Annotated in this window: 22 protein-coding genes; 11 read left to right on the top strand and 11 right to left on the bottom strand. The window is 65.7% G+C overall.

All coding sequences use genetic code 11. The annotated features are described in order from the left end of the window. Nucleotides 1–231: 231 nt before the first annotated feature. A complete protein-coding gene (locus tag J5J86_RS13250) occupies nt 232–1314 on the bottom strand; it encodes a bile acid:sodium symporter family protein (RefSeq protein ID WP_209098682.1) in 1083 nt (360 codons plus the stop codon). Between the two features lie 350 nt (nt 1315–1664). Here J5J86_RS13250 and J5J86_RS13245 point away from each other — a divergent pair, with 350 nt between their 5' ends. The 7 genes from J5J86_RS13245 to J5J86_RS13215 all read left to right on the top strand — a co-directional run bounded on the left by J5J86_RS13245 (nt 1665) and on the right by J5J86_RS13215 (nt 8175). Next, nucleotides 1665–2582: a branched-chain amino acid ABC transporter permease gene (locus tag J5J86_RS13245; protein WP_209098680.1), complete on the top strand. Its 918-nt coding sequence runs from the start codon at nt 1665–1667 to the stop codon at nt 2580–2582. After that, nucleotides 2582–4009, top strand: a complete 1428-nt coding sequence (livM, locus tag J5J86_RS13240; protein WP_209098678.1) for a high-affinity branched-chain amino acid ABC transporter permease LivM — start codon at nt 2582–2584, stop codon at nt 4007–4009. Before J5J86_RS13245 ends, livM begins: the two co-directional genes overlap by 1 nt. Next, nucleotides 4006–4917, top strand: a complete 912-nt coding sequence (locus J5J86_RS13235) for an ABC transporter ATP-binding protein (RefSeq protein WP_209098676.1) — start codon at nt 4006–4008, stop codon at nt 4915–4917. The genes livM and J5J86_RS13235 overlap by 4 nt, the downstream gene beginning before the upstream one ends. After that, nucleotides 4914–5636 carry an ABC transporter ATP-binding protein gene (locus tag J5J86_RS13230; protein ID WP_209098674.1) on the top strand — a complete coding sequence of 241 codons (723 nt, stop codon included), beginning with the start codon at nt 4914–4916 and terminating at the stop codon, nt 5634–5636. Before J5J86_RS13235 ends, J5J86_RS13230 begins: the two co-directional genes overlap by 4 nt. 1 nt (nt 5637) lies before the next feature. Continuing rightward, entirely contained in the window at nt 5638–6102 is a 465-nt protein-coding gene (locus J5J86_RS13225) for a DUF6867 family protein (protein WP_209098672.1), read from the top strand. 154 nt (nt 6103–6256) lie between these two features. Continuing rightward, nucleotides 6257–7360, top strand: coding sequence for a branched-chain amino acid ABC transporter substrate-binding protein (locus tag J5J86_RS13220; RefSeq protein WP_209098670.1), 1104 nt, complete (start codon nt 6257–6259; stop codon nt 7358–7360). Between the two features lie 194 nt (nt 7361–7554). Further along, nucleotides 7555–8175 carry a glutathione S-transferase family protein gene (locus J5J86_RS13215; protein ID WP_209098668.1) on the top strand — a complete coding sequence of 207 codons (621 nt, stop codon included), beginning with the start codon at nt 7555–7557 and terminating at the stop codon, nt 8173–8175. Nucleotides 8176–8184: 9 nt separating this feature from the next. Here the strand turns inward: J5J86_RS13215 and J5J86_RS13210 are convergent, their stop codons facing one another. After that, nucleotides 8185–8916 (bottom strand): cytochrome c biogenesis CcdA family protein, encoded by a 732-nt coding sequence (locus J5J86_RS13210; RefSeq protein ID WP_209098666.1) that lies wholly within the window; start codon nt 8914–8916, stop codon nt 8185–8187. 270 nt (nt 8917–9186) lie between these two features. On the opposite strand from J5J86_RS13210, the gene J5J86_RS13205 reads away from it, so the two are divergent. Together J5J86_RS13205 and J5J86_RS13200 are read left to right on the top strand one after the other, a co-directional pair. Then, entirely contained in the window at nt 9187–10176 is a 990-nt protein-coding gene (locus J5J86_RS13205; RefSeq protein WP_209098664.1) for a P1 family peptidase, read from the top strand. 10 nt (nt 10177–10186) lie between these two features. Then, the gene (locus J5J86_RS13200) at nt 10187–10729 is read left to right on the top strand and encodes a hypothetical protein (RefSeq protein WP_209098662.1); all 543 of its coding nucleotides are present in this window, start codon (nt 10187–10189) and stop codon (nt 10727–10729) included. On the opposite strand, the gene J5J86_RS13195 is transcribed toward J5J86_RS13200, so the two are convergent. The 9 genes from J5J86_RS13195 to coxB form a co-directional block, all read right to left on the bottom strand. Further along, nucleotides 10719–11966: an NAD(P)/FAD-dependent oxidoreductase gene (locus J5J86_RS13195; RefSeq protein ID WP_209098654.1), complete on the bottom strand. Its 1248-nt coding sequence runs from the start codon at nt 11964–11966 to the stop codon at nt 10719–10721. The two genes, J5J86_RS13200 and J5J86_RS13195, sit on opposite strands and share 11 nt — an antisense overlap. A 130-nt stretch (nt 11967–12096) precedes the next feature. Then, nucleotides 12097–12831 (bottom strand): SURF1 family protein, encoded by a 735-nt coding sequence (locus J5J86_RS13190; protein WP_209098652.1) that lies wholly within the window; start codon nt 12829–12831, stop codon nt 12097–12099. Continuing rightward, nucleotides 12828–13217, bottom strand: coding sequence for a DUF983 domain-containing protein (locus tag J5J86_RS13185; RefSeq protein WP_209098650.1), 390 nt, complete (start codon nt 13215–13217; stop codon nt 12828–12830). The genes J5J86_RS13190 and J5J86_RS13185 overlap by 4 nt, the downstream gene beginning before the upstream one ends. Nucleotides 13218–13361: 144 nt before the next feature. Further along, nucleotides 13362–14195, bottom strand: coding sequence for a cytochrome c oxidase subunit 3 (locus J5J86_RS13180; RefSeq protein ID WP_209098648.1), 834 nt, complete (start codon nt 14193–14195; stop codon nt 13362–13364). Between the two features lie 198 nt (nt 14196–14393). Then, entirely contained in the window at nt 14394–15026 is a 633-nt protein-coding gene (locus tag J5J86_RS13175; RefSeq protein ID WP_209098646.1) for a cytochrome c oxidase assembly protein, read from the bottom strand. Between the two features lie 30 nt (nt 15027–15056). Further along, nucleotides 15057–15236, bottom strand: coding sequence for a hypothetical protein (locus J5J86_RS13170; RefSeq protein WP_209098645.1), 180 nt, complete (start codon nt 15234–15236; stop codon nt 15057–15059). Nucleotides 15237–15239: 3 nt separating this feature from the next. Beyond that, nucleotides 15240–16184 carry a heme o synthase gene (gene cyoE / locus J5J86_RS13165; protein WP_209098643.1) on the bottom strand — a complete coding sequence of 315 codons (945 nt, stop codon included), beginning with the start codon at nt 16182–16184 and terminating at the stop codon, nt 15240–15242. Nucleotides 16185–16364: 180 nt separating this feature from the next. Beyond that, nucleotides 16365–17981, bottom strand: a complete 1617-nt coding sequence (ctaD, locus tag J5J86_RS13160) for a cytochrome c oxidase subunit I (protein WP_209098641.1) — start codon at nt 17979–17981, stop codon at nt 16365–16367. Between the two features lie 103 nt (nt 17982–18084). Next, nucleotides 18085–18951, bottom strand: coding sequence for a cytochrome c oxidase subunit II (gene coxB / locus J5J86_RS13155; RefSeq protein WP_209098639.1), 867 nt, complete (start codon nt 18949–18951; stop codon nt 18085–18087). Between the two features lie 442 nt (nt 18952–19393). Between coxB and J5J86_RS13150 the strand changes: the two genes are divergently transcribed. Both J5J86_RS13150 and J5J86_RS13145 read left to right on the top strand, forming a co-directional pair. Further along, a complete protein-coding gene (locus tag J5J86_RS13150) occupies nt 19394–19996 on the top strand; it encodes an invasion associated locus B family protein (RefSeq protein WP_209105387.1) in 603 nt (200 codons plus the stop codon). A gap of 110 nt (nt 19997–20106) precedes the next feature. Next, nucleotides 20107–21945, top strand: coding sequence for a monovalent cation:proton antiporter-2 (CPA2) family protein (locus tag J5J86_RS13145; RefSeq protein ID WP_209098636.1), 1839 nt, complete (start codon nt 20107–20109; stop codon nt 21943–21945). Nucleotides 21946–22043 lie beyond the last annotated feature (98 nt).

The following is a 22043-nucleotide window of genomic DNA, read 5'->3' as shown; positions in this document are numbered from 1 at the left end:
GTCCGGCCGGAACCGATCGGACGAGGCGTCGTCCAGTTTTGAATTTTATGGGTTCCAGTGTGGGGCTCCACGAACCTCCCGGTCAAGCCGAACCAATGCCGCTCTTGGAACGTGGAATGGGAGGCTCAGGACAACCTGGAGTTTTCGCAGAGGCCAGCGGCCTCTGCGCACCGATGCGTCCACCGAGCCGATGTAAAACGCGAGTGGGAAAGCGTGAGACGGCAGCCGGCCTCAGCGGCCGGCCACCTCCACCTCGTCGGCGCGCGCAGCCCGTGTCGGACGGGATTTTCCCCCCTTCGCCTTCGGGCTCGCCTTTGTTGCAAGCTCGGGGGTCGGCACTGGATCATCGGATCGCCGCGCATAGCCCGCCGCAAGGAAGCTGACGATCACCAACTGGAAGAAATGGAACATCATGGTGGGTGCGATCAGCACACCCAGGGCCCCGCTTGATCCGAAGATGACGCCCGCCATGGGAAGGCCCGTCGCCAGGGATTTTTTCGAGGCGCAGAAGAGTGTGGCGATGCGGTCGGACGTGGAGAGGCCCATCAGGCGACAGACGATGCCGACGATCCCGTACACCACGAAGAATAGGCCGATAACCGCCGCCGCCATTCCCACCAGAACCAGCGGACTTTGCTTTTCCCACACGCCGGCGGCGACGGAATCGCAGAAGGAATTGTAGACGATCATCAGGATGACGGCTCGGTCCGCCACCTTGATCACCGCCTTGTGGCGCGCCACGAAATTGCGCAGCAGCGGGCGCAGGAGCTGACCGACGCCCAGCGGCAGCAGCACCATGATCACCAGCTTCAGGATCACCTTCTCGAGCGGCAGCCCCCCGCCGTTGGCGTGCAGGTACCAGGCGAGCAGGAGCGGCGTGACGAAGACGCCGATGAGGCTGGAGATGGAGGCGTTGAAGATGGCCACCGGCACATTGCCCCGCGCCAGCGAGGTCATCGCCACCGAGGAGGAGACGGTGGACGGCAGCGCGGCCAGGAAGAACAGGCCCAGCAAGACCTCCGGCGGGAAGACCAGCCCCAGAAGCGGCTGGGTGGCCACCACCACGGCGGGAAACAGCACGAAGGTGGAGAGTTGCACCACCAGGTGCACGCGCCACTTGCCCGCGCTCTTCCACAGATGCTCGGGCGCGAGCGTGAGCCCGTACAGGAAAAAGATGACGCCGATGCCATAGGTGGCAACTGTGTCCGCATGCAGAATGCCGCCGGTCTTGCCCGGATCGGGAAAGGCCAAGGCGAGTGCCACCGTCGCAGCGAGCGCCGGCAGGAATGGATCGAGCTTCAAACGTAGCGACATGAGGGCAAGAGGTCCTGAGGACGAAATGCTCCGCGGCCGTCTCCTCCACCCGGCCCTCCGAAAGGCTGGCCAGGCAACCCTAGATCTTGTGCTTCTTATGGCTGCCACCGCCTGAGGCCGAGGCGCCGCTCTGGTATACACGTATACAGGTATACCAGAACAATCTCAACGCACCCAAAGTGGAACGCCGTTCCACTGCGCACGGGGACGTGAGCGAAGCCGGCATCCACAACCCCCGTGGGAGCGTTTGTGTCAAAACGCGGGCCGCGCTATGACTCAATGGGTACGCTCGCCCGTTCATGAGGCACGATCAAAGATTAGGCGTACTCAGACAGAGGGGCAGTTGTCGGATGGATATCTTCCTCCAGCAGCTCATTAATGGGCTGACTCTTGGGTCAATCTACGGATTGATCGCCATCGGCTACACGATGGTGTTCGGGATCATAGGCATGGTGAACTTCGCCCATGGCGACGTTTTCATGGTGTCCATTTTCATTGCGCTGATTTTTTTCCTGCTGATGACCACGGTCATCGGCATTACCTCCATCTTTGTGGCCCTGGCCATCGTTCTGATTCTCGGAATGGCCTTCACCGGACTGGTAAGCTGGGCCATTGAGCGGGTGGCTTATCGACCGCTGCGGGGCTCCTTCCGCCTTGCCCCGATGATCTCCGCCATCGGCATGTCCATCCTCCTGTCCAACTTCGTGCAGGTCGCCCAGGGTCCGCGCAACAAGGCGATCCCGCCCATGCTGCCGGACGTGATCGTGCTCTACGACACCGGTTCCTATCAGGTGACGCTGGCGTACAAGCAGATCCTCATCATGGTGGTGACGGCGGTGTTGCTGGGCGCCTTCTGGTGGCTGGTTCAGAAGACGCCACTCGGGCGAGCGCAGCGGGCCTGCGAGCAGGACCGCAAGATGGCGGCGTTGCTGGGGGTCGATGTGGACCGCACGATATCCCTGACCTTCGTCATCGGCGCCGCGCTCGCGGCCGTCGCCGGTGTGCTCTACCTCATGTATTACGGCGTGGTGAATTTCGCTGACGGCTTCGTGCCCGGCGTCAAAGCCTTCACCGCGGCGGTTCTCGGGGGCATCGGCTCGCTGCCGGGGGCGGTGCTGGGCGGCCTGCTGATCGGCCTCATCGAGACCTTCTGGTCGGCCTATTTCTCCATCGAATACAAGGACGTGGCGGCGTTCTCCATCCTCGCCATCACGCTCATCTTCATGCCGCAGGGCCTGCTCGGGCGGCCGGAAGTGGAGAAGGTGTGATGGCCCTCGCCGCGCCGGCGAAGACCCCGCCCTCGGCCCTTGGATCGGCCCTCAAGGATGCCCTCATCAGCGGGGCGATCACCGCCCTGCTCTTCCTGCCCCTGGTGGGCATGCGCGCCACGGAGACCTCCGAGGGACCGCTCATCCTCACCTATCGCTTCGGCCTGGTGGCGATCTTCGCGGGCCTGGTCGCGGTGCTGCGCTTCATTCTCCTCCTCACCTTGTGGCGGCCGGGGCGGGTGAAACGGACCGGTGGCAATCCGCACCTCGCCGCCTTCGGCGAGCGAGTGGGCGCCGTGGCGAAGCCCGCCTTCTTCGCGCTCCTGGTGCTCTATCCCGCACTCGCGATCCTGGGCTCGGGCGGCCTGGGCCCGAGCCGCTACTGGATCGACCTCGGCATTTACATTCTCACTTATGTGATGCTGGGCTGGGGGCTGAACATCGTGGTGGGCCTCGCCGGCCTGCTCGACCTTGGCTATGTCGCCTTCTATGCGGTGGGCGCCTACACGTTCGCGCTTCTCTCCACCAGCATCCCGGTGAACGAGTTCTTCGCCGGCGCACTCGGAGCGGATTTCTGGAAGGCGTGGAGTTTCTGGGTCTGCCTGCCGGTGTCCGGCCTGCTCGCCGCCCTGTGGGGCGTCATCCTCGGCTTCCCCGTGCTGCGGCTGCGGGGCGACTATCTCGCCATCGTGACGCTGGCCTTCGGCGAGATCATCCGCCTCGTGCTCATCAATTGGGTGGACCTGACCAATGGCGGGGCGGGCATTTCCTCCATCCCGCCCATCACCTTCTTCGGCATTCCCTTCTCCTCCGGGGAGGCCGGGTTCGCGGCGCGGTTCGGGCTTGGGTTCGATCCCATGCACCGCAACATCTTCCTTTATTTCGTCATCCTGGTGCTTGCCGCACTGACCGCCATCGCCACGGTGCGCCTGCGCCGCATGCCGGTGGGACGGGCCTGGGAGGCGTTGCGTGAAGACGAGATCGCCTGCCGGTCGCTCGGCATCAACACCACGCTCACCAAGCTGACCGCCTTTGCCACGGGCGCCATGTTCGGTGGCTTTGCCGGGGCCTTCTTCGCCGTGCGCATCCGGTTTGTGTCGCCGGAATCCTTCACCTTCATGGAATCCGCCGTCATTTTGGCCATTGTCGTGCTGGGTGGCATGGGATCGCAGATGGGGGTGGCCGCCTCCGCCATCCTGCTCATCGGTGGCATGGAGATGCTGCGCAACCTGACCTTCCTCAAGGATCCCTGGCTGTTCGGGCCGGATTTCGACCCAACGCTCTACCGCATGCTCATCTTCGGCTTCGCCATGGTGGCGGTGATGGTCTGGCGTCCGCGCGGCCTCGTATCCAGCAGGATGGCGACCATCTTCCTGAAGGAACGCAAGAAGGTGTCGGGCGATCTGGTGAAGGAGGGCCACGGATGAGACCCTGGGAACAGGACCCCATCCTCACGGTGGACCACCTCTCCATGCGCTTCGGCGGGCTGGTGGCGGTGGGCGACGTGTCCTTCCATGCCGGGCGCGGGCAGGTGACGGCCGTCATCGGCCCCAACGGCGCCGGCAAGACCACGGTCTTCAACTGCATCACCGGCTTCTACAAGCCCTCGGTCGGCCGCCTCGCTTTGGCCCATGGCGCCGGGCCGACGGACGAGGAATTGGCCGAGCTGACGCGCAACGGGCTCGCCCATGCCCGCACCAAGGCCGGTGACCTCTATCTGCTGGAGCGCCTGCCGGACCACAAGGTGGCCTCCGCCGCCAAGGTGGCCCGCACGTTCCAGAACATCCGACTTTTCTCCGGCATGACCGTGCTGGAGAATCTGCTGGTGGCCCAGCATATGAGCCTGACCCAGAGCGGCCTCATCAACCCCGCAGCCTTGCTCAACCTGCCGTCCTGGCGGCGGCAGGAGAAGGCGGCGGTGGCCCGGGCCGTGGAATGGCTGGAGCGCATCCAGTTGACCCACCGGGCGGACGATCCGGCCGGCGACCTGCCCTATGGCGACCAGCGCCGCCTGGAGATCGCCCGCGCCATGTGCTCGGAGCCGGTTCTCTTGTGCTTGGACGAGCCCGCCGCCGGCCTGAACCCGCGCGAATCCCTGGCGCTCAATTCCCTGCTCCTGTCCCTGCGGGACGAGCACAAGGCCTCGGTTCTCCTCATCGAGCACGACATGAGCGTCGTGATGGAGATTTCCGACCATGTGATCGTGCTGGAATATGGCCGCAAGATCGCCGACGGCACGCCGGAAGAAGTGCGCTCCGATCCCAAGGTGATCGCCGCCTATCTGGGCGTCGATGAGGACGCGGTCGATAGCGTGGAAGCGGAGGTGGGGGCATGAGCGCGCCGCTCCTTTCCATCCGCGACGTGCGGACCCATTACGGCAAGATCATCGCCCTCAAGGGCGTGGACCTCGATGTCAATGAGGGCGAGATCGTCACCATCATCGGTGCGAACGGGGCCGGCAAGTCCACCTTGATGATGACGGTGTGCGGGGCTCCCCGCGCCAGCACCGGTGAGATCCGGTTCGCGGGGGAGGACATCACCCGCCTGCCCACCCATGAAATCTCCCGCCGCCGCATCGCCCAGTCTCCGGAAGGACGGCGGATCTTCCCGCGCATGACGGTCTACGAGAACCTCCAGATGGGTGCCGCCATTGACGGCTACGCCCATTTCGAGACGGACCTGGAGCGGGTATTCGAGATGTTCCCCCGCCTCAAGGAGCGCCTGTACCAGCGGGGCGGAACGCTATCGGGCGGCGAGCAGCAGATGCTCGCCATCGCCCGCGCCTTGATGAGCCGGCCCCGGCTTCTGCTCCTGGATGAGCCGTCCCTGGGCCTGGCCCCCCTGGTGGTGCGTCAGATCTTCGACGTGATCCGCGACCTCAACCAGACCGAGGGCCTCACCGTCTTCCTGGTGGAACAGAATGCCTATCACGCGCTGAAGCTCGCGCATCGCGGCTATGTGCTGGTCAACGGCGCCATCACCATGTCCGGCACCGGCCGCCAATTGCTGGAGAGCCCGGAAGTACGCGCCGCCTATCTGGAAGGGGGAGGCTGACATGGCATCCACGCCGCTCGCGCATCCCGGCCGCTTCGCGGCACCCATGGTGATCCTGCCGCTTCTGGGGGTGGCTGTGGTCCTGGCGCTGTTCATCGTGCGGCCCGGCCTCGTCGTGGAGGTGTCTCTCGGCGACTTCATGCTGGTGACGCTGTTCCTGGGCGGTGGCGCCGCCTGGCTTACGGGCCGCGCGGTGGCCAAGGGATGGAGCCCGTATTGGCAGGTGGTGATCTATTGCCTGCTCCTGACTGGGGCGGTCCGCTTCTGTCACTTCGCCTTGTTCCAGGGAACGCTGGCTTTCGACACCCATGCGGCGGTCGAGTTCATCCTGCTGCTCTCCCTTGCCACGCTCGGTTTCCGTGCGGTGCGGCGGAAGCAGATGATCGAACGCTATGACTGGCTCTATGAGCCTGCCGGCACGCTGGCCTGGCGCACCCGTGCCGATGCGCAGGACGGAACCGCATGATCCGGTCCGCGCCATCGACAGCGGACGGGAATTTGGCACAATGCCGCTCGGTGAGGCGTGCCGCCCTGGGGTGCAGCGACGCCTCAGGCTCTTCCGACGCGAACAACCCGACGGGCTGGCATCAGGCCGGCACCGTCAGACAGAGGAGAACCGGATGAAGAAGCTTCTACTGGCCGGGCTCGCGCTCGGCGCGGGGCTCGCCTTGAGCCCCGCCTTCGCCCAGGCGCCCGTCAAGCTCGGCGTCGGCGGCCCCATGACTGGCTCGAATGCCGCCTTCGGCGCCCAGTTGAAGACCGGCGTCGAGCAGGCGGTGGCCGACATCAATGCCGCCGGTGGCATCAATGGCCAGAAGATCGAGCTTTATGTGGGTGACGACGCCTCCAAGCCCGAGCAGGGCAAGTCGGCGGCCAACAAGTTCATTTCCGACGGCGTGACATACGTCATCGGCCACTTCAATTCCGGCGTCTCCATTCCGACCTCGACGGACTATGAAGAGGCCGGCGTGCTCCAGATCAGCCCCGCCTCCACCAACCCGCAATTCACCGAGCGCAAGATGTGGAACACGTTCCGCACCTGCGGCCGCGATGACCAGCAGGGCGCCGTGGCGGGTGACTACATCGTCCAGAACTTCAAGGGCAAGAAGGTCGCCATCGTTCACGACAAGACCCCTTACGGCAAGGGTCTGGCGGACGAGACCCAGAAGGCCATGAACAAGGGTGGCGTGAAGGAAGTCCTCTATGAGGGCATCAATCCCGGCGAGAAGGACTATTCCGCCCTCGTGTCCAAGCTGAAGGCGGCCGGCGTCGACCTGGTCTATTATGGCGGCCTGCATCCGGAAGCTGGCCTCCTGGTGCGCCAGATGCGCGACCAGGGCCTGACCACCGTCCTGTTCTCCGGCGACGGCATCACCGACAAGGAGTTCTGGACCATTGCCGGCCCTGGCGCCGCCGGCACGCTGATGACCTTCGGTCCCGATCCGCGCAAGAACCCCGCCGCCAAGGAAGTGGTGGAGAAGTTCAAGGCCAAGGGCGTCGATCCTGAAGGCTACGTGCTCTACTCCTACGCCGCAGCCCAGATCATCAAGCAGGCCGCCGAGGCCGTTAAGTCCAACGACCCCAAGAAGATCGCGGACTACATGCATTCCGGCGCCACCTTCCAGACGGTGCTTGGTCCGCTCTCCTTCGACAAGAAGGGCGACATCACCAAGAAGGACTATGTGGTCTATGTCTGGAAGGATGGCGGCTACAGCGAGATGTGAGCCGCGTCGCAATTGAGGCTTCGGGGGCTCGCGCTATGGCGCGGGCCCTTTTTCATTGGCAGATCCGCATCGAGATGCACGGACAGATTGCTTCAATCCGGCGGGATCCGGTTCTAGAAACGGGGGTGACGCAGGGCTCCCGCCCGCCGCGGGGATAAGCCCATGCCCCGGGTGGCCCCTCTCAGGAGGAACGCATGCTGAAAATCTGGGGACGCGCCAATTCCACAAATGTGAAGAAAGCCGTCTGGTGCGCCAACGAACTCAACCTTCCCTTCGAGCGCATCGAGGCGGGCGGCGCGTTCGGAGTGGTGAACGATGCCCCCTACCGGGCCATGAACCCCAACGGTCTCGTGCCCTGCATTGAGGATGACGGATTCATCCTGTGGGAATCCAACGCCATCGTGCGCTATCTGAGCGCCAAGTACGGCGAGGGCCGCCTGTGGCACGCCGATCCGGCGGTGCGCGCTGTCGGCGACAAATGGATGGATTGGGCCACTTCCACCCTCGCCGCCCCGTTCCGTGACCTGTTCTGGAACACGGTCCGCCTCGCACCGGACCAGCGCGACACCGCCGCCCAGGAAAAGGGCCTCGCCACCTGCGCCACCCTCTTCAAGCGGGTGGATGCGGACCTGGCGCGCATGCCCTATCTGTCGGGGGAGACGTTTGCCATGGGCGACATACCGCTCGGCTGCTTCGCCTATGCCTGGTTCGAGATGGACATTGAACGCCCGGACCTGCCCCATCTCAAAGCCTGGTACGACCGCATCCGCGTGCGTCCTGCTTATATAGCGGCGGTGGCCATTCCCCTCACCTGAGGCGCAGCCTCAGCCGATGCTCGACAGGCCCGGAAAGGTCTCCAGGAGCCAATAACTCGCTGAGGCCACCCAGCCGGACATGAACGCGATGCCGGTGATGACGAGAAAGGCGCCCATGGCCTTCTCCATCACCGGCAGCAGGCGCCGCATATGGATGAGGGCTCTCAGGAACGGCCGCACCGCCACGGCAGCCAGCAGGAAGGGCACGCCCAGGCCGGCGGAATAGACACCCAGCAGCAGCGCGCCCTTCGACACCGTCGCCTCGGAGCCGGCCACGGCAAGGATGGCGCCGAGCACCGGCCCGAGGCACGGCGTCCATCCGAAGGCAAAGGCCAGCCCCATCACAAAGGCGCCCCAGAGTCCGGTCTGCGGCGCCACCGCTGGGCGGGCGGTGCGCGAGAGGAGGTGAATGCGGAAGACGCCCAGGAAGTTCAGCCCCATGACGATGATGGCGATGCCCGCCACCATCCCCAACACGTCCATATGCGCGCGCAGGACGTCGCCGATGGCCGACGCCCCCGCCCCCAGGGCCACGAACACCAGGCTGAAGCCGGCCACGAACAGCAGAGAGCCAAAGAAGGTGCGCCGCGCCACCGTGTCCAGCCGCGCGGAGGCGGTGAGGTTTTCCAGCGTCGTGCCCGCCAGGAAGCACAGATAAGGCGGCACCAGCGGCAGGACGCAGGGGGACAGGAAGCTGGCAAGCCCGGCAAAGAAGGCGGCGGGAAGCGTGACGTCGGCCATGGGCACCCAGTGGCGGCAAGGCAGAAGCCGTCTACGCACACGCAAGACAGGCTCCGCACGAGAACACATGCCGGCCCCGCCGCCGGGGTGCCGACCAGGGGCTTCATGGCGCCTGCGCATGGCCACGGCAAGTCCGCACCTCACCCCTCCCCGCGATGTGAAGGCGCCCCGCGCCCACACGCCGATTGAAATCCCCTGCCCGGATCGTGCACAGAGACACTGCGTCGCATGAGGCGCGGGACAAGCCGGGGCGAACGGAAGGAAGCTGGGTTGCTGAACCTCATCACCGACGTCCGCGGCCTCAGGGTGGGCCATGCGCAGGACCTCGCGCTCGGCTCCGGCTGCACCGTTGTGCTCTGCGACGCCCCCGCAGTGGCGTCCGTGGACGTTCGAGGCGGCAGCCCGGGCACCCGCGAAACCGATCTCCTGGCCCCCGCCGCCGTTGTGGAGAAGATAGATGCCATCGTCCTCTCCGGTGGCTCGGCCTTCGGCCTGGATGCCGCAAGCGGTGTCATGGCTGCGCTGGCAAGCCAGGGGCGCGGCTTTGCGGTGGGGGCCGCCCGTGTGCCCATCGTGCCCTCGGCCATCCTGTTCGACCTCCTGAATGGCGGCGAAAAGGCCTGGGGCGACATGCCGCCTTACCGCGCCCTCGGCATCGAGGCCTTGGCGCGCGCCGCCGATGGCCCCTTCGCTCTCGGCTCCGTGGGCGCCGGCACCGGCGCCCAGACGGCAACCGTGAAAGGTGGGCTCGGCTCAGCCTCGGCGCGGGCGCCGTCCGGCCATGTGGTTGGCGCCCTGGTGGCGGTGAATGCGTTCGGCAATCCCCTGGTCGGCGACGGGCCATGGCTGCGCGCCGCGCCCTATGAGCGGAACGCGGAGTTCGGCGGCCGGGGCCTGCCCGCCCCTTGGCCCGACGAAACCGCGCCGCGCATCAAGGGCTTTGGCACCCGCGCCAACACCACAATTGCCGTCATCGCCACCGATGCCGCCCTCTCGGTCGCGCAGGCGCGGCGGCTCGCCGTCATGGCCCAGGATGGGTTTGCGCTCGGGCTTCACCCCGCCCACGCGCCGCAGGATGGCGACTGCGTCTTCGCCCTCGCCACGGCCCGGAGCGCGGCACCGGTGACGCTGGTCGAGGAAACACTCCTCGGCGCCACTGCCGCCCATGTCATGGCCCGCGCCATCGGACGCGCCGTTTACGAAGCCACGACCTTGCCCTTCCCCGGCGCCCAAAAGGCCTGGCGCGACCTGTTTGACTGAAGGAAGACCCATGCCCTCCTTGCCTCGCATCTTCACTCCGCGCCGCCGCCGCCCAGACGAGCCGGCATTGGCCGGGCCGTTGGCCATCCTGTTCTGGTGCGCCTGCGGCATCACGGCGGTGCCGCTGGCGGGCATTTTCAGCCTGATCGCAGCGCTGGGGCCAACGGGCGCCTTTTCCGCCGTGGTGGACAGCCTGTCGGGCCAGTCCATGGCCGCACAGATCCTACGGCTCGGCCTCATCCCGCAGCTGGCGCTGTTCATCTGGTCCTTAAGCTTCGTCATCCTCACGGTGCAGCGCTCCGCCCACGCGCTGCTGGTCGCGCCCTGGCTGCTTGCCACCTGGGCCGTGGTGACGGCGCTGTGCCAGTTCGGCATCCGCAATGCCATGGCGGTGGACGGGCTGACCGTGGGGGATCTTGCGGCCCTGCTGCCGGGCATCCTGGTGCAGACGGCAGGCGCGGCGGCCTTCTGGGGCTATATGCGGGAGGGCGATCGGCCGCGGCGCTACTTTTCCCGCGGCACCCCCGTCCCAGTGCCCACCCCTAGGACGTGAAACGTCCCAGCGCATAGGGCGCGGGATCGGTGAAGGGGGTGGCGCCGGTCATCATCTGCGCCAGTAGCTTGCCGGTGGTGGGGCCGAGCGTGAAGCCCCAGTGGCTGTGGCCGAAATTCAGCCAAAGGCCCGGCTGGCCGGGCATTTCGCCCAGCACCGGCTTCGAATCGGGGAAGGCCGGCCGCCGACCGAGCCAAGGCTCGGCCTCGCGCACGGCACCAAGGGGCAGCAGCCGGCGGGCGAGGGGCGCCACCAACTTGGCCTGGCGGGGATCGGGCGGATCATCGCGCAGCGCGAACTCGATGCCTGTGGTGGCGCGGATGCCGTAGCGGGTGGATTGCAGACAGAAACCGCCCGCCCGGTCCACGATGGCGCGGGAGAGCGTGACGCCCGGTTCGGGCGCCAAGTGGATATGATAGCCGCGCTTCACCGCGAAGGGCGCCTTCAGGCCCAGCGGGCCCAACAGGTCAGTGCTCCAGGGACCAAGGCACGCGACCACCCGCTCGGCATCCACCGGCCCTTCGGCGGTTTCCAACCGCCAGCGGCCACCGGTGCGCCGCAGGCTGCGGGCATCGCCACGCAGCACCAGCCCGCCGCGCTGTTCAAAGAGGGTCGCATAGGCCTTCACCAGCCCGCCGGGATCATCGCAATTGTCGCAATCGGGCCAGAAGGAGCCGCGCACAAAGCTGGGCTTCAGATGGGGTTCGAGGGCGCAGACGCCCACCGCATCCAGTTCCTCGCAGCCGACGCCCACCGTGCGTGCCAGCTCCCGCTCGGGCGCGGCGGAGAGGAAATCGGCCTCGCTGTGATAGATTTTCACCCAGCCAGTCGGGCGCAACAGGTTCTGCGCTCCGGCAGCGGCGGCCAGTTCCCGATGGTCTGCCCGCGCTGCCGCCATCAGCGGTCGCAGCTCTCGCGCGCTCTGGGCGAGACCCGCCGTGCCGGAGGCGACGAAATAGGCGTAGATCCAGGGCAGGAGGCCCGGCAGGGCGCCCAGGCGGTAATTGCTCTGGGGCGCCAGCTTCAAGGCGTGGCGCACCAGCACTTTGAGGTCCCGCGGGAAGGAGACCGGGAAAAGCGCGCTGCCTTCGATAACCCCGGCATTGCCGAAGGAGGTTTCCTCACCGGGCGCGCGGCGGTCCACCAGCACCACGGAGAGGCCAGCAGCCTGGAGGTGCAGGGCGCTGCCCACGCCAACCATGCCCGCCCCGAGAACCACGCAATCCACCCGCGCCATCGCCGCTCCCTCCTGGCTCGCAGACGATCCTAGGCTTTGCCGGCGCAATGGAAAACAGCACAGAGGCCGAGCTTTTCGCATTGCAACAAAGCCGGCTCCCTCCACACTGCATGGCGGTCGTCCTCCCCGCTCAACTGCTGCGGCGACGCAGCCAGGTGACGAGGAAGGCCACATAGACGCCCAGCAGGGTCGCCGCCAGTCCGAACCAGGTGAGGGCATATTCCAGGTGGCGGTTGGGAAACTCGACCCGTGTCTGCCCTCCGAGGGGCAGGCCGCCGGGATTGGGAGACCCATCCGCATCGATCATGAAGGGGGCGGCATCGGCCAGCCCCCGCGCGGCGGCGATTTCGGCGGGCACCCTGCGGAACCAGGCATTGCGCGCCGGCTGGTTGTCCGGGACGAACCAGCTCGGATCCTCCGCAAAACGAAGGAGGCCATGCACCATGACCGGACCTTCAACCTGACCGGCCTTGCGGGTGGCCGAGTCCTTGTTGTCCTGCGGGACGAAGCCGCGATTGACCAGGATGGCGGACCCATCCGGCAGCATCAGGGGCGTGACGACCCAGAAACCAGGCCCGCGCAGCGGACCCTTCCCTTCGGACAGCACCGTATAGAGCAGCGTCTCTCGGCTGTGATCGAAGCTGCCGGACACCTGGACGGGCCGATACTCGTCCGCCGCTGGGGTGAGCTCCTCCCAGCTTCCCTTCTGCAGGAGTTCCGGCGGCTGGGAGGTGCGCGCCTGAACCATCTCCAACAGCGCCTCTTTCCAGGCGAGGCGGTCCAGTTGCCACAGGCCGAGCCCCACCAGGACCGCAAGGGCCACGAGGGACAGGGCGGACGCGAGAAGGAACGAGGCCCGGCTCATTCTCCGGAATGATCCCGCAAGCGGCCCTCGGCCGCCTTGTTGCGATACTGGAAGGCGACCAGCAGCGCCTTGAAGGGACGCAGGAGCCCCAGTGTCACCAGCAGGATGGCCGGGATCCATAAGACGGCATGCAGCCACAAGGGCGGCTCATAGGCAGCCTCCACCCAGAATGCCAGGGCCACCACGATGAAGCCGCCAATGAGGATGACGAACACCGCAGGCCCATCGCCCGCATCGATAAAGCCATAGTCGAGACCGCACGCCTCGCAGCGGGGCGCCACATCGAGGAAGCCCTTGAACAGCTTTCCTCGCCCGCAACGCGGGCATTTGCAGGCGAGGCCGGCAGCGACGGGCGAGACGGGTGCGTAATAATTACCGGTGGACATGTCCCCTCCCGCTCTGCCCCGGCGCCCACCGCGCCGATGGTCGGCCCCCTTCAAACAAAACCGCCGGCCGTCTCATGCGAGGGGCCGGCGGTCAAAAGTCGCGGTCGAAGCGGGCCGCACGGGTCGCCGCCTCATCCCGAACATTCAGTGGCCGCCACCCGAGCCGGCGCCCCACACATAGATGAACGTGAAGAGGAACAGCCAAACCACGTCAACGAAATGCCAGTACCAGGCGGCCGCCTCGAAGCCAAAATGCTTCTTCGGGGTGAAGTCACCGCTCATCGCGCGCAGCAGGCACACCAGCAGGAACAGGGTGCCCACGATCACGTGGAAGCCGTGGAAGCCGGTGGCCATGAAGAAGGTGGCGCCATAGATGTTGCCGGCGAAGTCGAAATGGGCGTGCAGATACTCGAACGCCTGGCAGGTGGAGAAGAGCACCCCGAGCACAACGGTGCAGACCAGGCCCCACTTCAGGCCCTGCCGATCGTCTTCCAGCAGCGCATGGTGCGCCCAGGTGACGGTCGTGCCGGAGGTCAACAGAATGAGCGTGTTCAGGAGCGGCAGGTGCCAGGGATCGAGCGACTCGATTCCCTTGGGGGGCCATTCGCCGCCGGTGAACTCGAAGCGGGAATAGTTGATGGCTTCGCCGGCGAACAGCGAGGCATCGAAGAAGGCCCAGAACCAGGCCACGAAGAACATCACCTCGGAGGCGATGAACAGGATCATGCCATAGCGGAAGGCGATCTCCACCACCGGGGTGTGGAAGCCCTGATGGCCTTCGCGCACCATGTCCCGCCACCAGCCGAACATGGTGTAGAGTACGCCCAGGAAACCGATGCCCATGGGAATGGCCGTACCGCCATGCATCCACAGCACGGCACCCGCCGTCATGATGAAGGCCGAGATGGACCCGATGATGGGCCACGGGCTCGGCTCCACCATATGGTAGTCGTGTTGCTTAACGTGTCCCTCGGCCATGTCGCCCGGCCTCCCTTTCCGTCATCCCGTCCTGATATCGCCGCGGTTCCGGCGCCGGGTGTAATCACCCGCGCTTTGATCGCCCCTCTTAAATCTCGCGCCTCCTGCGGTCCTCTCAGCAAGGCCCCCGGGCTGCGTTCAATTCACATCGCGTCACAACACGCGCCTCTACGAGACGCGCCGTCATGAGGCACGCCGTCACATGGCCTTGCCGGCCTCGCCCGTCCCCTGCCCCACCGCATTGCGCGCCACCGGCTGGCTCGGCGCCTTGGCGGGGAAGAAAGTGTAGGAGAGCGTAATGGTCTTCACACTCTTCAGGTCCTCGTCCTGCTCGATGGCGGGGTCGATGAAGAAGACCACCGGCATGTCCACCTTTTCCTTGCCCTCCAGCACCTGCTCGTTGAAGCAGAAGCACTGCATCTTCACGAAATAGAAGCCGGCCTGGGCGGGAGTGACATTGTAGGTGGCATTGCCGTAGGTGGGCGCGCCGGCCTGGTTGGCCGCGAGGTAATAGACCATCTTGGTCTCGCCGACCTTCACCTCCACCTCGCGCTGCTCGGGCTTGAACTCCCAGGGCAGTCCGGGGGCCACATTGGCATCGAACCGGATCTTCATGCTGCGGTCGATGACCGTCTCCGGCGCAGCGGTGCCGACGCGCGTGGCGCCGCCAAAGCCGGTCAGCGAGCAGAACATGGTGTAGAGCGGAACGGAGGCATAGGCGGCGGCCCCCATGGCGGCGACAAAGCCAACGCACGCCGCAGCGACGAGCCCGTGCCGCGGCTTGCGCCGTTCCACGTTCCCAGCCCCCCCGTTTGCGCCTTCACCGTCCATGTCCTGCCCTCTCTCCTTCACGCCAGCCCGTCACAGCGGGCGGTTCAAGACATTGGGACCCAGCTTCACGATGGTGACCACATAAAACAGCACCACCAGGAACCCGAGCACCGCGGCGATGGCGATATTGCGTGCCCGCCGCCGCTTGGCCTGCTCTTCCGTCAGCACCACGCCATCCTCGCGCGGCGGCTCCTTCTTCTCCTTCGCCACGCCTCAAATCCTCGTCACGAGCGCTTCCACCAGCAAGGTGGCGAAGAGCAGGAAGAGATAGAGGATGGAGAACCCGAACAGGCGCTTGGCCGCCTTCACAGCCTCGGCCCCCGCACGGCGGCGATAGACATCCACCGCCAGCCAGATCATTCCCGCACCGGTGAGCGCAGCCACGACGGCATAGGCGAGACCGGCATATCCAAGCGCCACCGGCGACAGAGCGAGCGGCACCAGGAACAGCGTGTAGAGCAGGATCTGCCGGCGCGTTTCGTCCGGACCGGCCGTCACCGGCAGCATCGGAACTCCAGCGCGGGCATAGTCATCGGCCCGGTAGAGGGCGAGCGCCCAGAAATGGGGCGGCGTCCAGAAGAAAATGATGGCCACCAGCAGCAGGCTTTCCAGGCTCACCGAGCCGGACGCGGCCGCCCAGGCCACCATGGGCGGGAAGGCGCCGGCGGCGCCGCCGATGACGATGTTCTGCGGCGTCGAGCGCTTCAGCCACATGGTGTAGATCACCACGTAGAAGAAGATGGTGAAGGCCAGCAGCGCACCCGCCAGCGCATTCACCAGGAGGCCGAGCACGCCGACCGAGAAGGCCGACAGCGTGAGCCCGAAAGCCAGCGCCTCCTGCGGCGTCACCTTGCCGGCAGGGATGGGACGCTTGCGGGTGCGCGACATCACCGCGTCGATGTCGGCATCCCACCACATGTTCAGGGCACCCGCCGCGCCGGCACCCACCGCGATGCACAGAATGGCGGTAAAGGCGATCACCGGATGGACATGATCCGGCGCGCGCACGAGACCGACCAGCGCCGTGAACACCACGAGCGACATCACCCGCGGTTTCAGAAGCGCCACATAGTCTCCGGGCGAGGCAAGCCCGCCGCCCACATCGGGGGCGATGGCCGCGCCGTTCGACTGGTCGATGCTGGCACTCACGTCACTCATTCAGATCACTCCGCCCCTTGGGGCACCCCGCTCAGCCGATGCGATGCATCTGGCTCATCCTAGCACCATTGGCGGCAGACAGGGACCACCACCCCGCTCTCCCTTGCCGGCCCCGGCTGCACCGGAGCGCGCCGGAAGAGCAGCGGGCGGCGCGGCGGTCGCGTCGCCCGGTTTCAAGCCTCACTTGATCCGCGGCAGGACCTCGAAGGCGTGGAAGGGCGGCGGGGAGGACAGTGTCCATTCCAGGGTCGTGGCACCCGCGCCCCACGGATTGGGGCCGGCCAGTTCCTTCCGGCGGAAGGCGACGAAGATACCGGTCAGGAAGATCAGCACGGCGAAGCCCGAAATGTAGGAGCCAATGGACGAGATGTAGTTCCAGTGCGCGAACGCATCGGGATAGTCCACATAGCGGCGCGGCATGCCGGCAAGGCCGAGGAAGTGCTGCGGGAAGAAGATCATGTTCACGCCGACGAACGTGACCCAGAAGTGCAGCTTGCCCCAGAATTCCGGGATCATGTAGCCGCTCATCTTCGGGAACCAGTAGTACCAGCCCGCGAAGATGGCGAACACGGCGCCCAACGACAGCACATAGTGGAAGTGGGCGACCACGTAATAGGTGTCATGCAGCGAGCGGTCGATGCCCGCATTGGAGAGCACAACGCCGGTCACGCCGCCCACGGTGAACAGGAAGATGAACCCGATGGCCCACAGCATGGGCGTGCGGAACTGCACCGAGCCGCCCCACATGGTGGCGATCCAGGAAAAGATCTTCACGCCCGTGGGCACCGCGATGATCATGGTGGCGGCGACAAAGTAGGACTGCGTCGCGGCGGACAGGCCCACCGTATACATGTGGTGCGCCCACACCACGAAGCCCACCACGCCGATGGCGACCATGGCATAGGCCATGCCGAGATAGCCGAAGACGGGCTTGCGGGCGAAGGTGGAGACAATGTGGGAAACGATGCCGAAGCCGGGCAGGATCAGGATGTAGACTTCCGGATGCCCGAAGAACCAGAACAGGTGCTGGAACAGGATCGGATCGCCACCGCCGGCCGGATCGAAGAAGGTGGTGCCGAAATTGCGGTCCGTCAGCAGCATGGTGATGGCGCCAGCCAGCACGGGGAGCGACAGGAGCAGCAGGAAGGCGGTGATCAGCTGCGACCAGGCGAACAGCGGCATCTTGTGCAGCGTCATGCCCGGAGCGCGCATGTTGAAGATGGTGGTGATGAGATTGATGGCACCGAGGATCGACGACGCGCCCGACACGTGCAGCGCGAAGATCAGCAGGTCCATGGCCGGGCCGGGATGGCCGAGCTTGGACGACAAAGGCGGGTAGATGGTCCAGCCGCCGCCGAAGCCATTGGAGCCGGCCGCGCCTTCAACGAACAGCGAGATGATGGCCAGCGCGAAGGCGGGCGGCATCAGCCAGAAGGCGATGTTGTTGATGCGCGGGAAGGCGGTATCCGGCGCGCCGATCATCAGCGGCACGAAATAGTTGCCGTAGCCGCCGATCAGCGCGGGCATCACCATGAAGAAGATCATGATGAGGCCGTGGCCCGTGGTGAAGACGTTAAAGGTCTGAGGATTCTTGAAATATTGCAGCCCCGGTTCCATCAGCTCCATGCGGATGCCGATGGACAGGGCGCCACCCACGATCCCCGCCACCAGGGCGAAGATCAGGTACATGATGCCGATGTCCTTATTGTTGGTGGAAAACACCCACCGCTTCCACCCTGTGGGGGTGTGATGGTCGTCGGCGTGATCGGCGTGAGCCGCATACCCGTGGCTGGCCATGGCACAGTCCTCAGTCTTCGACGTTTCCGTCTTGTCTCAATCGAGTTTCATCGCGGGCACCAGCGTCCGCGCACATGGGCCCGGCGCGCGGCCGGGCTGGAGCTCAGCGTGCGGCGTCCGCCAGCTGGAAGCGCACGCCTTCCTCTGCGGTGCGCACCGGCGTGGGGGCCTGCGCATATTTCTGCTTCGCCTGGGCGATCCACTGGTTGAAGGCGTCCTCGCTCACCACGCGCACCGCGATGGGCATGAAGGCATGGTCGCGCCCGCACAATTCGGAGCACTGGCCGTAATAGATGCCTTCCTTGGTGGCCTTGAACCACGACTCGTTCAGCCGCCCCGGCAGCGCGTCGATCTTCACGCCGAAGGAGGGAACGGCGAAGGAATGGATCACATCCGCGGCCGTCACCTGGATGCGCACATTCTTGTTCACCGGCACCACGACCTCGTTATCCACCGCCAACAGACGCGGCTGGCCGGGCTTCAGGTCCTTGTCAGCGACCATGAGGGAATCGAAGCTGAACCCGCCATTATCCGGATATTCATAGGACCAGTACCACTGGTGGCCCGTCACCTTCACGGTGATGTCCGGCTGGGGAATGTTGAGCTCAAGATGCAGCAGGCGGAAAGAGGGGATGGCGATCGCCACCAGGATCATCACCGGGACCACGGTCCAGGCCACTTCGATCATGGTGTTGTGCGAGGTCTTGGAGGGCACCGGGTTGGCACGCTCGTTGAACCGCACCATCACGATCGCCAGCAGCACCATCACGAACAGCACGATGGCGGTGATGATGACCAGGATGAAGGTGTTGAACGAGTGGATGCTCTCCATGACGGGCGTTGCCGCCCCCTGGAGGTTGATCTGCCAATCCGACGGCTGACCCATGCCGGCCCACGCAGTCGCACCCGACAGACTCACGCCGGCCGTAGTGGCCAGGGCGAGAAGGGCAGAGCGAACGGACTGTCTCATGGCGATGATGTCTCCCTGAACAGCAATCCCTTGCTGTTCCTTACGTTATGGCATCCCGCGACCAAAGACGAATGCGGCGGATTGGCCTGAGCGCCCTATCTTTGATTTACATCAAACACAATTCGGGGGGTCCCGCAATTGAGACACTGGGGCGCACGATGCGACAGAAAGTCGGCACCCTGTGGCGCCATTCCGTTGGGGAATGGACCCCTTTCGCGCCCCATTCCCCGCCTCCGCCGATACCCCCCGCGTGTCGTCGGACACCTCGCTCACCGCTCCGTGTCTGTGCGAATCGGGGCCGAATGCGCATTTCGCGGCAAAACATGCCGCCGCATTCTTGACACGGACGGTCAGCCTTTTAAGCGAAACCCTGCGGGGGCCGACGAAAGTCGCGTCGTCGCCGACATGCGGCCATGCCGCCAGGATTTGGAGCCGGGAGCCAATGGGGTTCATGTTGTCGCGGGGCGATGCCCGCAAGTCGCCAGGCGCTCGCGCCTGCAGCATCGCCCAGCAAGGTGCGCCACAGCTGCGCCGGATCTCGGGCAAGGCCCAGGCGCTCCTCCTCGGGGTCTTCGCGGCGGTGCTTCTGGTGATGGGGGCTCCGGCCGCCCATGCGCAGGGAACCGTCAAGCAGGTTTACAATGACTGGCAGATTCGCTGCGATACCCCGCCCGGGGCGCAGGGCGAGCAATGCGTGCTTTTGCAGAGCGTTCAGGCTGAGGACCGGCCCAATGTGGGCCTCACCGTCATCGTCCTGAAGACCGCTGACCAGAAGAGTCGCCTGTTGCGCGTGCTGGCGCCGCTCGGCGTGCTCATTCCCTCGGGCCTCGGCTTGAAGATTGACGACCAGGATGTGGGCCGCGCCGGATTTGTGCGCTGCCTGCCCAATGGTTGCGTGGCTGAGGTGGTGATGGATGATGCGCTGGTCAATCGCCTGCGCAATGGCAAGCAGGCCACTTTCATCATCTTCCAGACGCCCGAAGAGGGCATTGGAATACCGCTCAGCCTGAATGGATTCGGCCCCGGCTTTGACGCTCTGAAATGAGGTGACGCAGCGCTCGCTGCGTCGCACAATTTTTCCCGCTCCGAGGCTAGGTTTGGCCATTCTTGGCCGGCAGAAGGAGTGGACGTGGGCGTGGCAGGAGGCAGGCTGGGATGCACGGGACCGATCACACACTGTTCCTGAGCGCCCTGGCCTTCCTCGCGGCCGCCGTCATTTCCGTGCCCTTGGCCAAGCGGCTCGGCCTGTCTCCGGTGGTCGGCTATCTGGCGGCGGGAATCGCTATCGGCCCCGCCGGTTTCAATGTGGCCGATCCCGGCACCGTCATCACGGTCGCCGAACTGGGCGTGGTGCTTCTGCTCTTCCTGATCGGCATGGAGCTTCAGCCCTCCCGGTTGCTGTCCATGGGCCGCTACATTTTCGGCCTGGGCACCGCTCAGCTCCTGGTCACCGGGGTTCTGATCGCGGGCGTTGCCTGGTCGCGCGGGTTCACCATTGCCGGCGCGGTGATTTCCGGCATGGCGCTCGCCATGTCCGCCACTTCCATCGCGCTGCAGCTTCTTACCGAGCGCGGAGACCTGCAGAGCGGCTACGGCCAGCGTGCCTTTTCCATCCTCCTGTTCCAGGACATTGCCATCGTCCCGTTGCTGGCGCTGGTGCCTCTGCTCGCCACCGCCAAGCAGGACTTGCCGGCGGATCCCATCGGCACCTTGCTTCAGGCCCTTGCTGCCATTTCGGCGGTGGTGGTGATCGTGGTGGCCGGGCGCTACCTGCTGAACCCGCTGTTTCGCGTGCTGGCGCGCTCCGGCGCGCGGGAGGCGATGACGGCGGCGGCCCTTTTGGTGGTGCTAGGGGCAGCGGGCCTGATGGCGGCGGCTGGCCTGTCCATGGCTCTGGGCGCTTTCCTGGCGGGGCTGCTGCTGTCGGAAAGCACCTTCCGCCACGAGCTGGAAGCCAATATCGAGGCGTTCCGCGGCCTGCTCCTCTCCATGTTCTTCATGGGCGTGGGCATGACGCTGGACCTCCATCTGGTGCTGACCCATCTCGGCGCCATCACCGGCGCGGCGGTGCTCATCACCTTCATCAAGTTTCTGGTGGTGTTCCTGCTCTATCGCGGCGACCACAACACCAGGACCGAGGCCCTCAAAGCCGGCGCCGTGCTGATGCCGGCGGGAGAGTTCGCCTTCGTGCTGTTTCCCTTGGCCTTGTCCAACGGCATTCTCGGCAAGGAGCAGGCGGAGTTCCTGACCGCCATCGCGGCGATGACGATGATGATCGGCCCGCTGGTCTTTTCCGCCATCAATAGGCTCCTGCCCCGGTTCAAGAAGGAGACGCCCGAGCGGGAGGCCGATGACTTTTCCGAGGCCAATGGGCGTGTGCTGGTGATCGGCTTCGGCCGATTCGGACAGATCGTGGCCCAGTGCCTGTTGGCGGAAGGCGTGCAGGTCACCATCATCGACAATGACGTGGAGATGATTCAGAGTGCGGGCCGCTTCGGCGTGCACATCTATTATGGCGACGGCACGCGGCTCGATGTGCTGCGGGCGGCGGGCGCGGAAAATGTGGAGGTGATCTGCGTCTGCGTTGATGACCGCGAATCGGCGGACCGCATCGTCGACATCGCCCAAGGCTCTTTCCCCAATGCCAGCCTTCATGTGCGCGCCTTCGACCGGGTTCATTCCATGGACCTGCTGCGAAAGGGCGTGCGGTTCGAGATTCGCGAGACGCTGGAATCGGCTTTCGCGTTCGGCGGCCGGACCCTCGAGGTCCTTGGCTTCGACAAGGATGCGGTCGGCGAACTGGTAGCCGACGTGCGGGCCCGCGATCGCCTGCGTCTGGAACGCCAGGTGGAAGAGGGCTTGTTCAGCGGGGGAGCCATGGTGCCGCCCCGCAAGGTGGAGCCCGAGCCGCTCACCGAGCCGGAGAAGCCGGCCCGCCCGCTCAATCCGGAGGCGCAGGACGTGCTCGCCCACGAGACCGAATTCTCCGGCTGAGGACACGTCTCGCGCCCCCCCGCGGGCAGCACGGGCGCGGCGCGATTCGCGCCCAGCAGCGCGCGGTGACTTTACGTCAAGCGCCGGCCGTCCCACTC

Source organism: Aquabacter sp. L1I39 (genome assembly GCF_017742835.1).
In the GTDB taxonomy this organism is placed as follows: domain Bacteria; phylum Pseudomonadota; class Alphaproteobacteria; order Rhizobiales; family Xanthobacteraceae; genus L1I39.
This window is presented reverse-complemented; position numbering and strand designations above follow the sequence as displayed.

Excerpts from the sequence above, each read along its gene's own strand:
- cyoE (WP_209098643.1), bottom strand. The coding sequence starts at position 16,184 with ATGAGTGACGTGAGTGCCAGCATCGACCAGTCGAACGGCGCGGCCATC.
- J5J86_RS13210 (WP_209098666.1), bottom strand. The coding sequence starts at position 8,916 with ATGGCCGACGTCACGCTTCCCGCCGCCTTCTTTGCCGGGCTTGCCAGC.
- J5J86_RS13225 (WP_209098672.1), top strand. The coding sequence starts at position 5,638 with ATGGCATCCACGCCGCTCGCGCATCCCGGCCGCTTCGCGGCACCCATG.
- J5J86_RS13150 (WP_209105387.1), top strand. The coding sequence starts at position 19,394 with ATGGGGTTCATGTTGTCGCGGGGCGATGCCCGCAAGTCGCCAGGCGCT.
- ctaD (WP_209098641.1), bottom strand. The coding sequence starts at position 17,981 with ATGGCCAGCCACGGGTATGCGGCTCACGCCGATCACGCCGACGACCAT.
- J5J86_RS13235 (WP_209098676.1), top strand. The coding sequence starts at position 4,006 with ATGAGACCCTGGGAACAGGACCCCATCCTCACGGTGGACCACCTCTCC.
- J5J86_RS13250 (WP_209098682.1), bottom strand. The coding sequence starts at position 1,314 with ATGTCGCTACGTTTGAAGCTCGATCCATTCCTGCCGGCGCTCGCTGCG.
- J5J86_RS13180 (WP_209098648.1), bottom strand. The coding sequence starts at position 14,195 with ATGGCCGAGGGACACGTTAAGCAACACGACTACCATATGGTGGAGCCG.
- J5J86_RS13185 (WP_209098650.1), bottom strand. The coding sequence starts at position 13,217 with ATGTCCACCGGTAATTATTACGCACCCGTCTCGCCCGTCGCTGCCGGC.
- J5J86_RS13215 (WP_209098668.1), top strand. The coding sequence starts at position 7,555 with ATGCTGAAAATCTGGGGACGCGCCAATTCCACAAATGTGAAGAAAGCC.
- coxB (WP_209098639.1), bottom strand. The coding sequence starts at position 18,951 with ATGAGACAGTCCGTTCGCTCTGCCCTTCTCGCCCTGGCCACTACGGCC.
- J5J86_RS13145 (WP_209098636.1), top strand. The coding sequence starts at position 20,107 with ATGCACGGGACCGATCACACACTGTTCCTGAGCGCCCTGGCCTTCCTC.
- J5J86_RS13230 (WP_209098674.1), top strand. The coding sequence starts at position 4,914 with ATGAGCGCGCCGCTCCTTTCCATCCGCGACGTGCGGACCCATTACGGC.
- J5J86_RS13200 (WP_209098662.1), top strand. The coding sequence starts at position 10,187 with ATGCCCTCCTTGCCTCGCATCTTCACTCCGCGCCGCCGCCGCCCAGAC.
- J5J86_RS13220 (WP_209098670.1), top strand. The coding sequence starts at position 6,257 with ATGAAGAAGCTTCTACTGGCCGGGCTCGCGCTCGGCGCGGGGCTCGCC.
- J5J86_RS13175 (WP_209098646.1), bottom strand. The coding sequence starts at position 15,026 with ATGGACGGTGAAGGCGCAAACGGGGGGGCTGGGAACGTGGAACGGCGC.
- J5J86_RS13245 (WP_209098680.1), top strand. The coding sequence starts at position 1,665 with ATGGATATCTTCCTCCAGCAGCTCATTAATGGGCTGACTCTTGGGTCA.
- J5J86_RS13195 (WP_209098654.1), bottom strand. The coding sequence starts at position 11,966 with ATGGCGCGGGTGGATTGCGTGGTTCTCGGGGCGGGCATGGTTGGCGTG.
- livM (WP_209098678.1), top strand. The coding sequence starts at position 2,582 with ATGGCCCTCGCCGCGCCGGCGAAGACCCCGCCCTCGGCCCTTGGATCG.
- J5J86_RS13190 (WP_209098652.1), bottom strand. The coding sequence starts at position 12,831 with ATGAGCCGGGCCTCGTTCCTTCTCGCGTCCGCCCTGTCCCTCGTGGCC.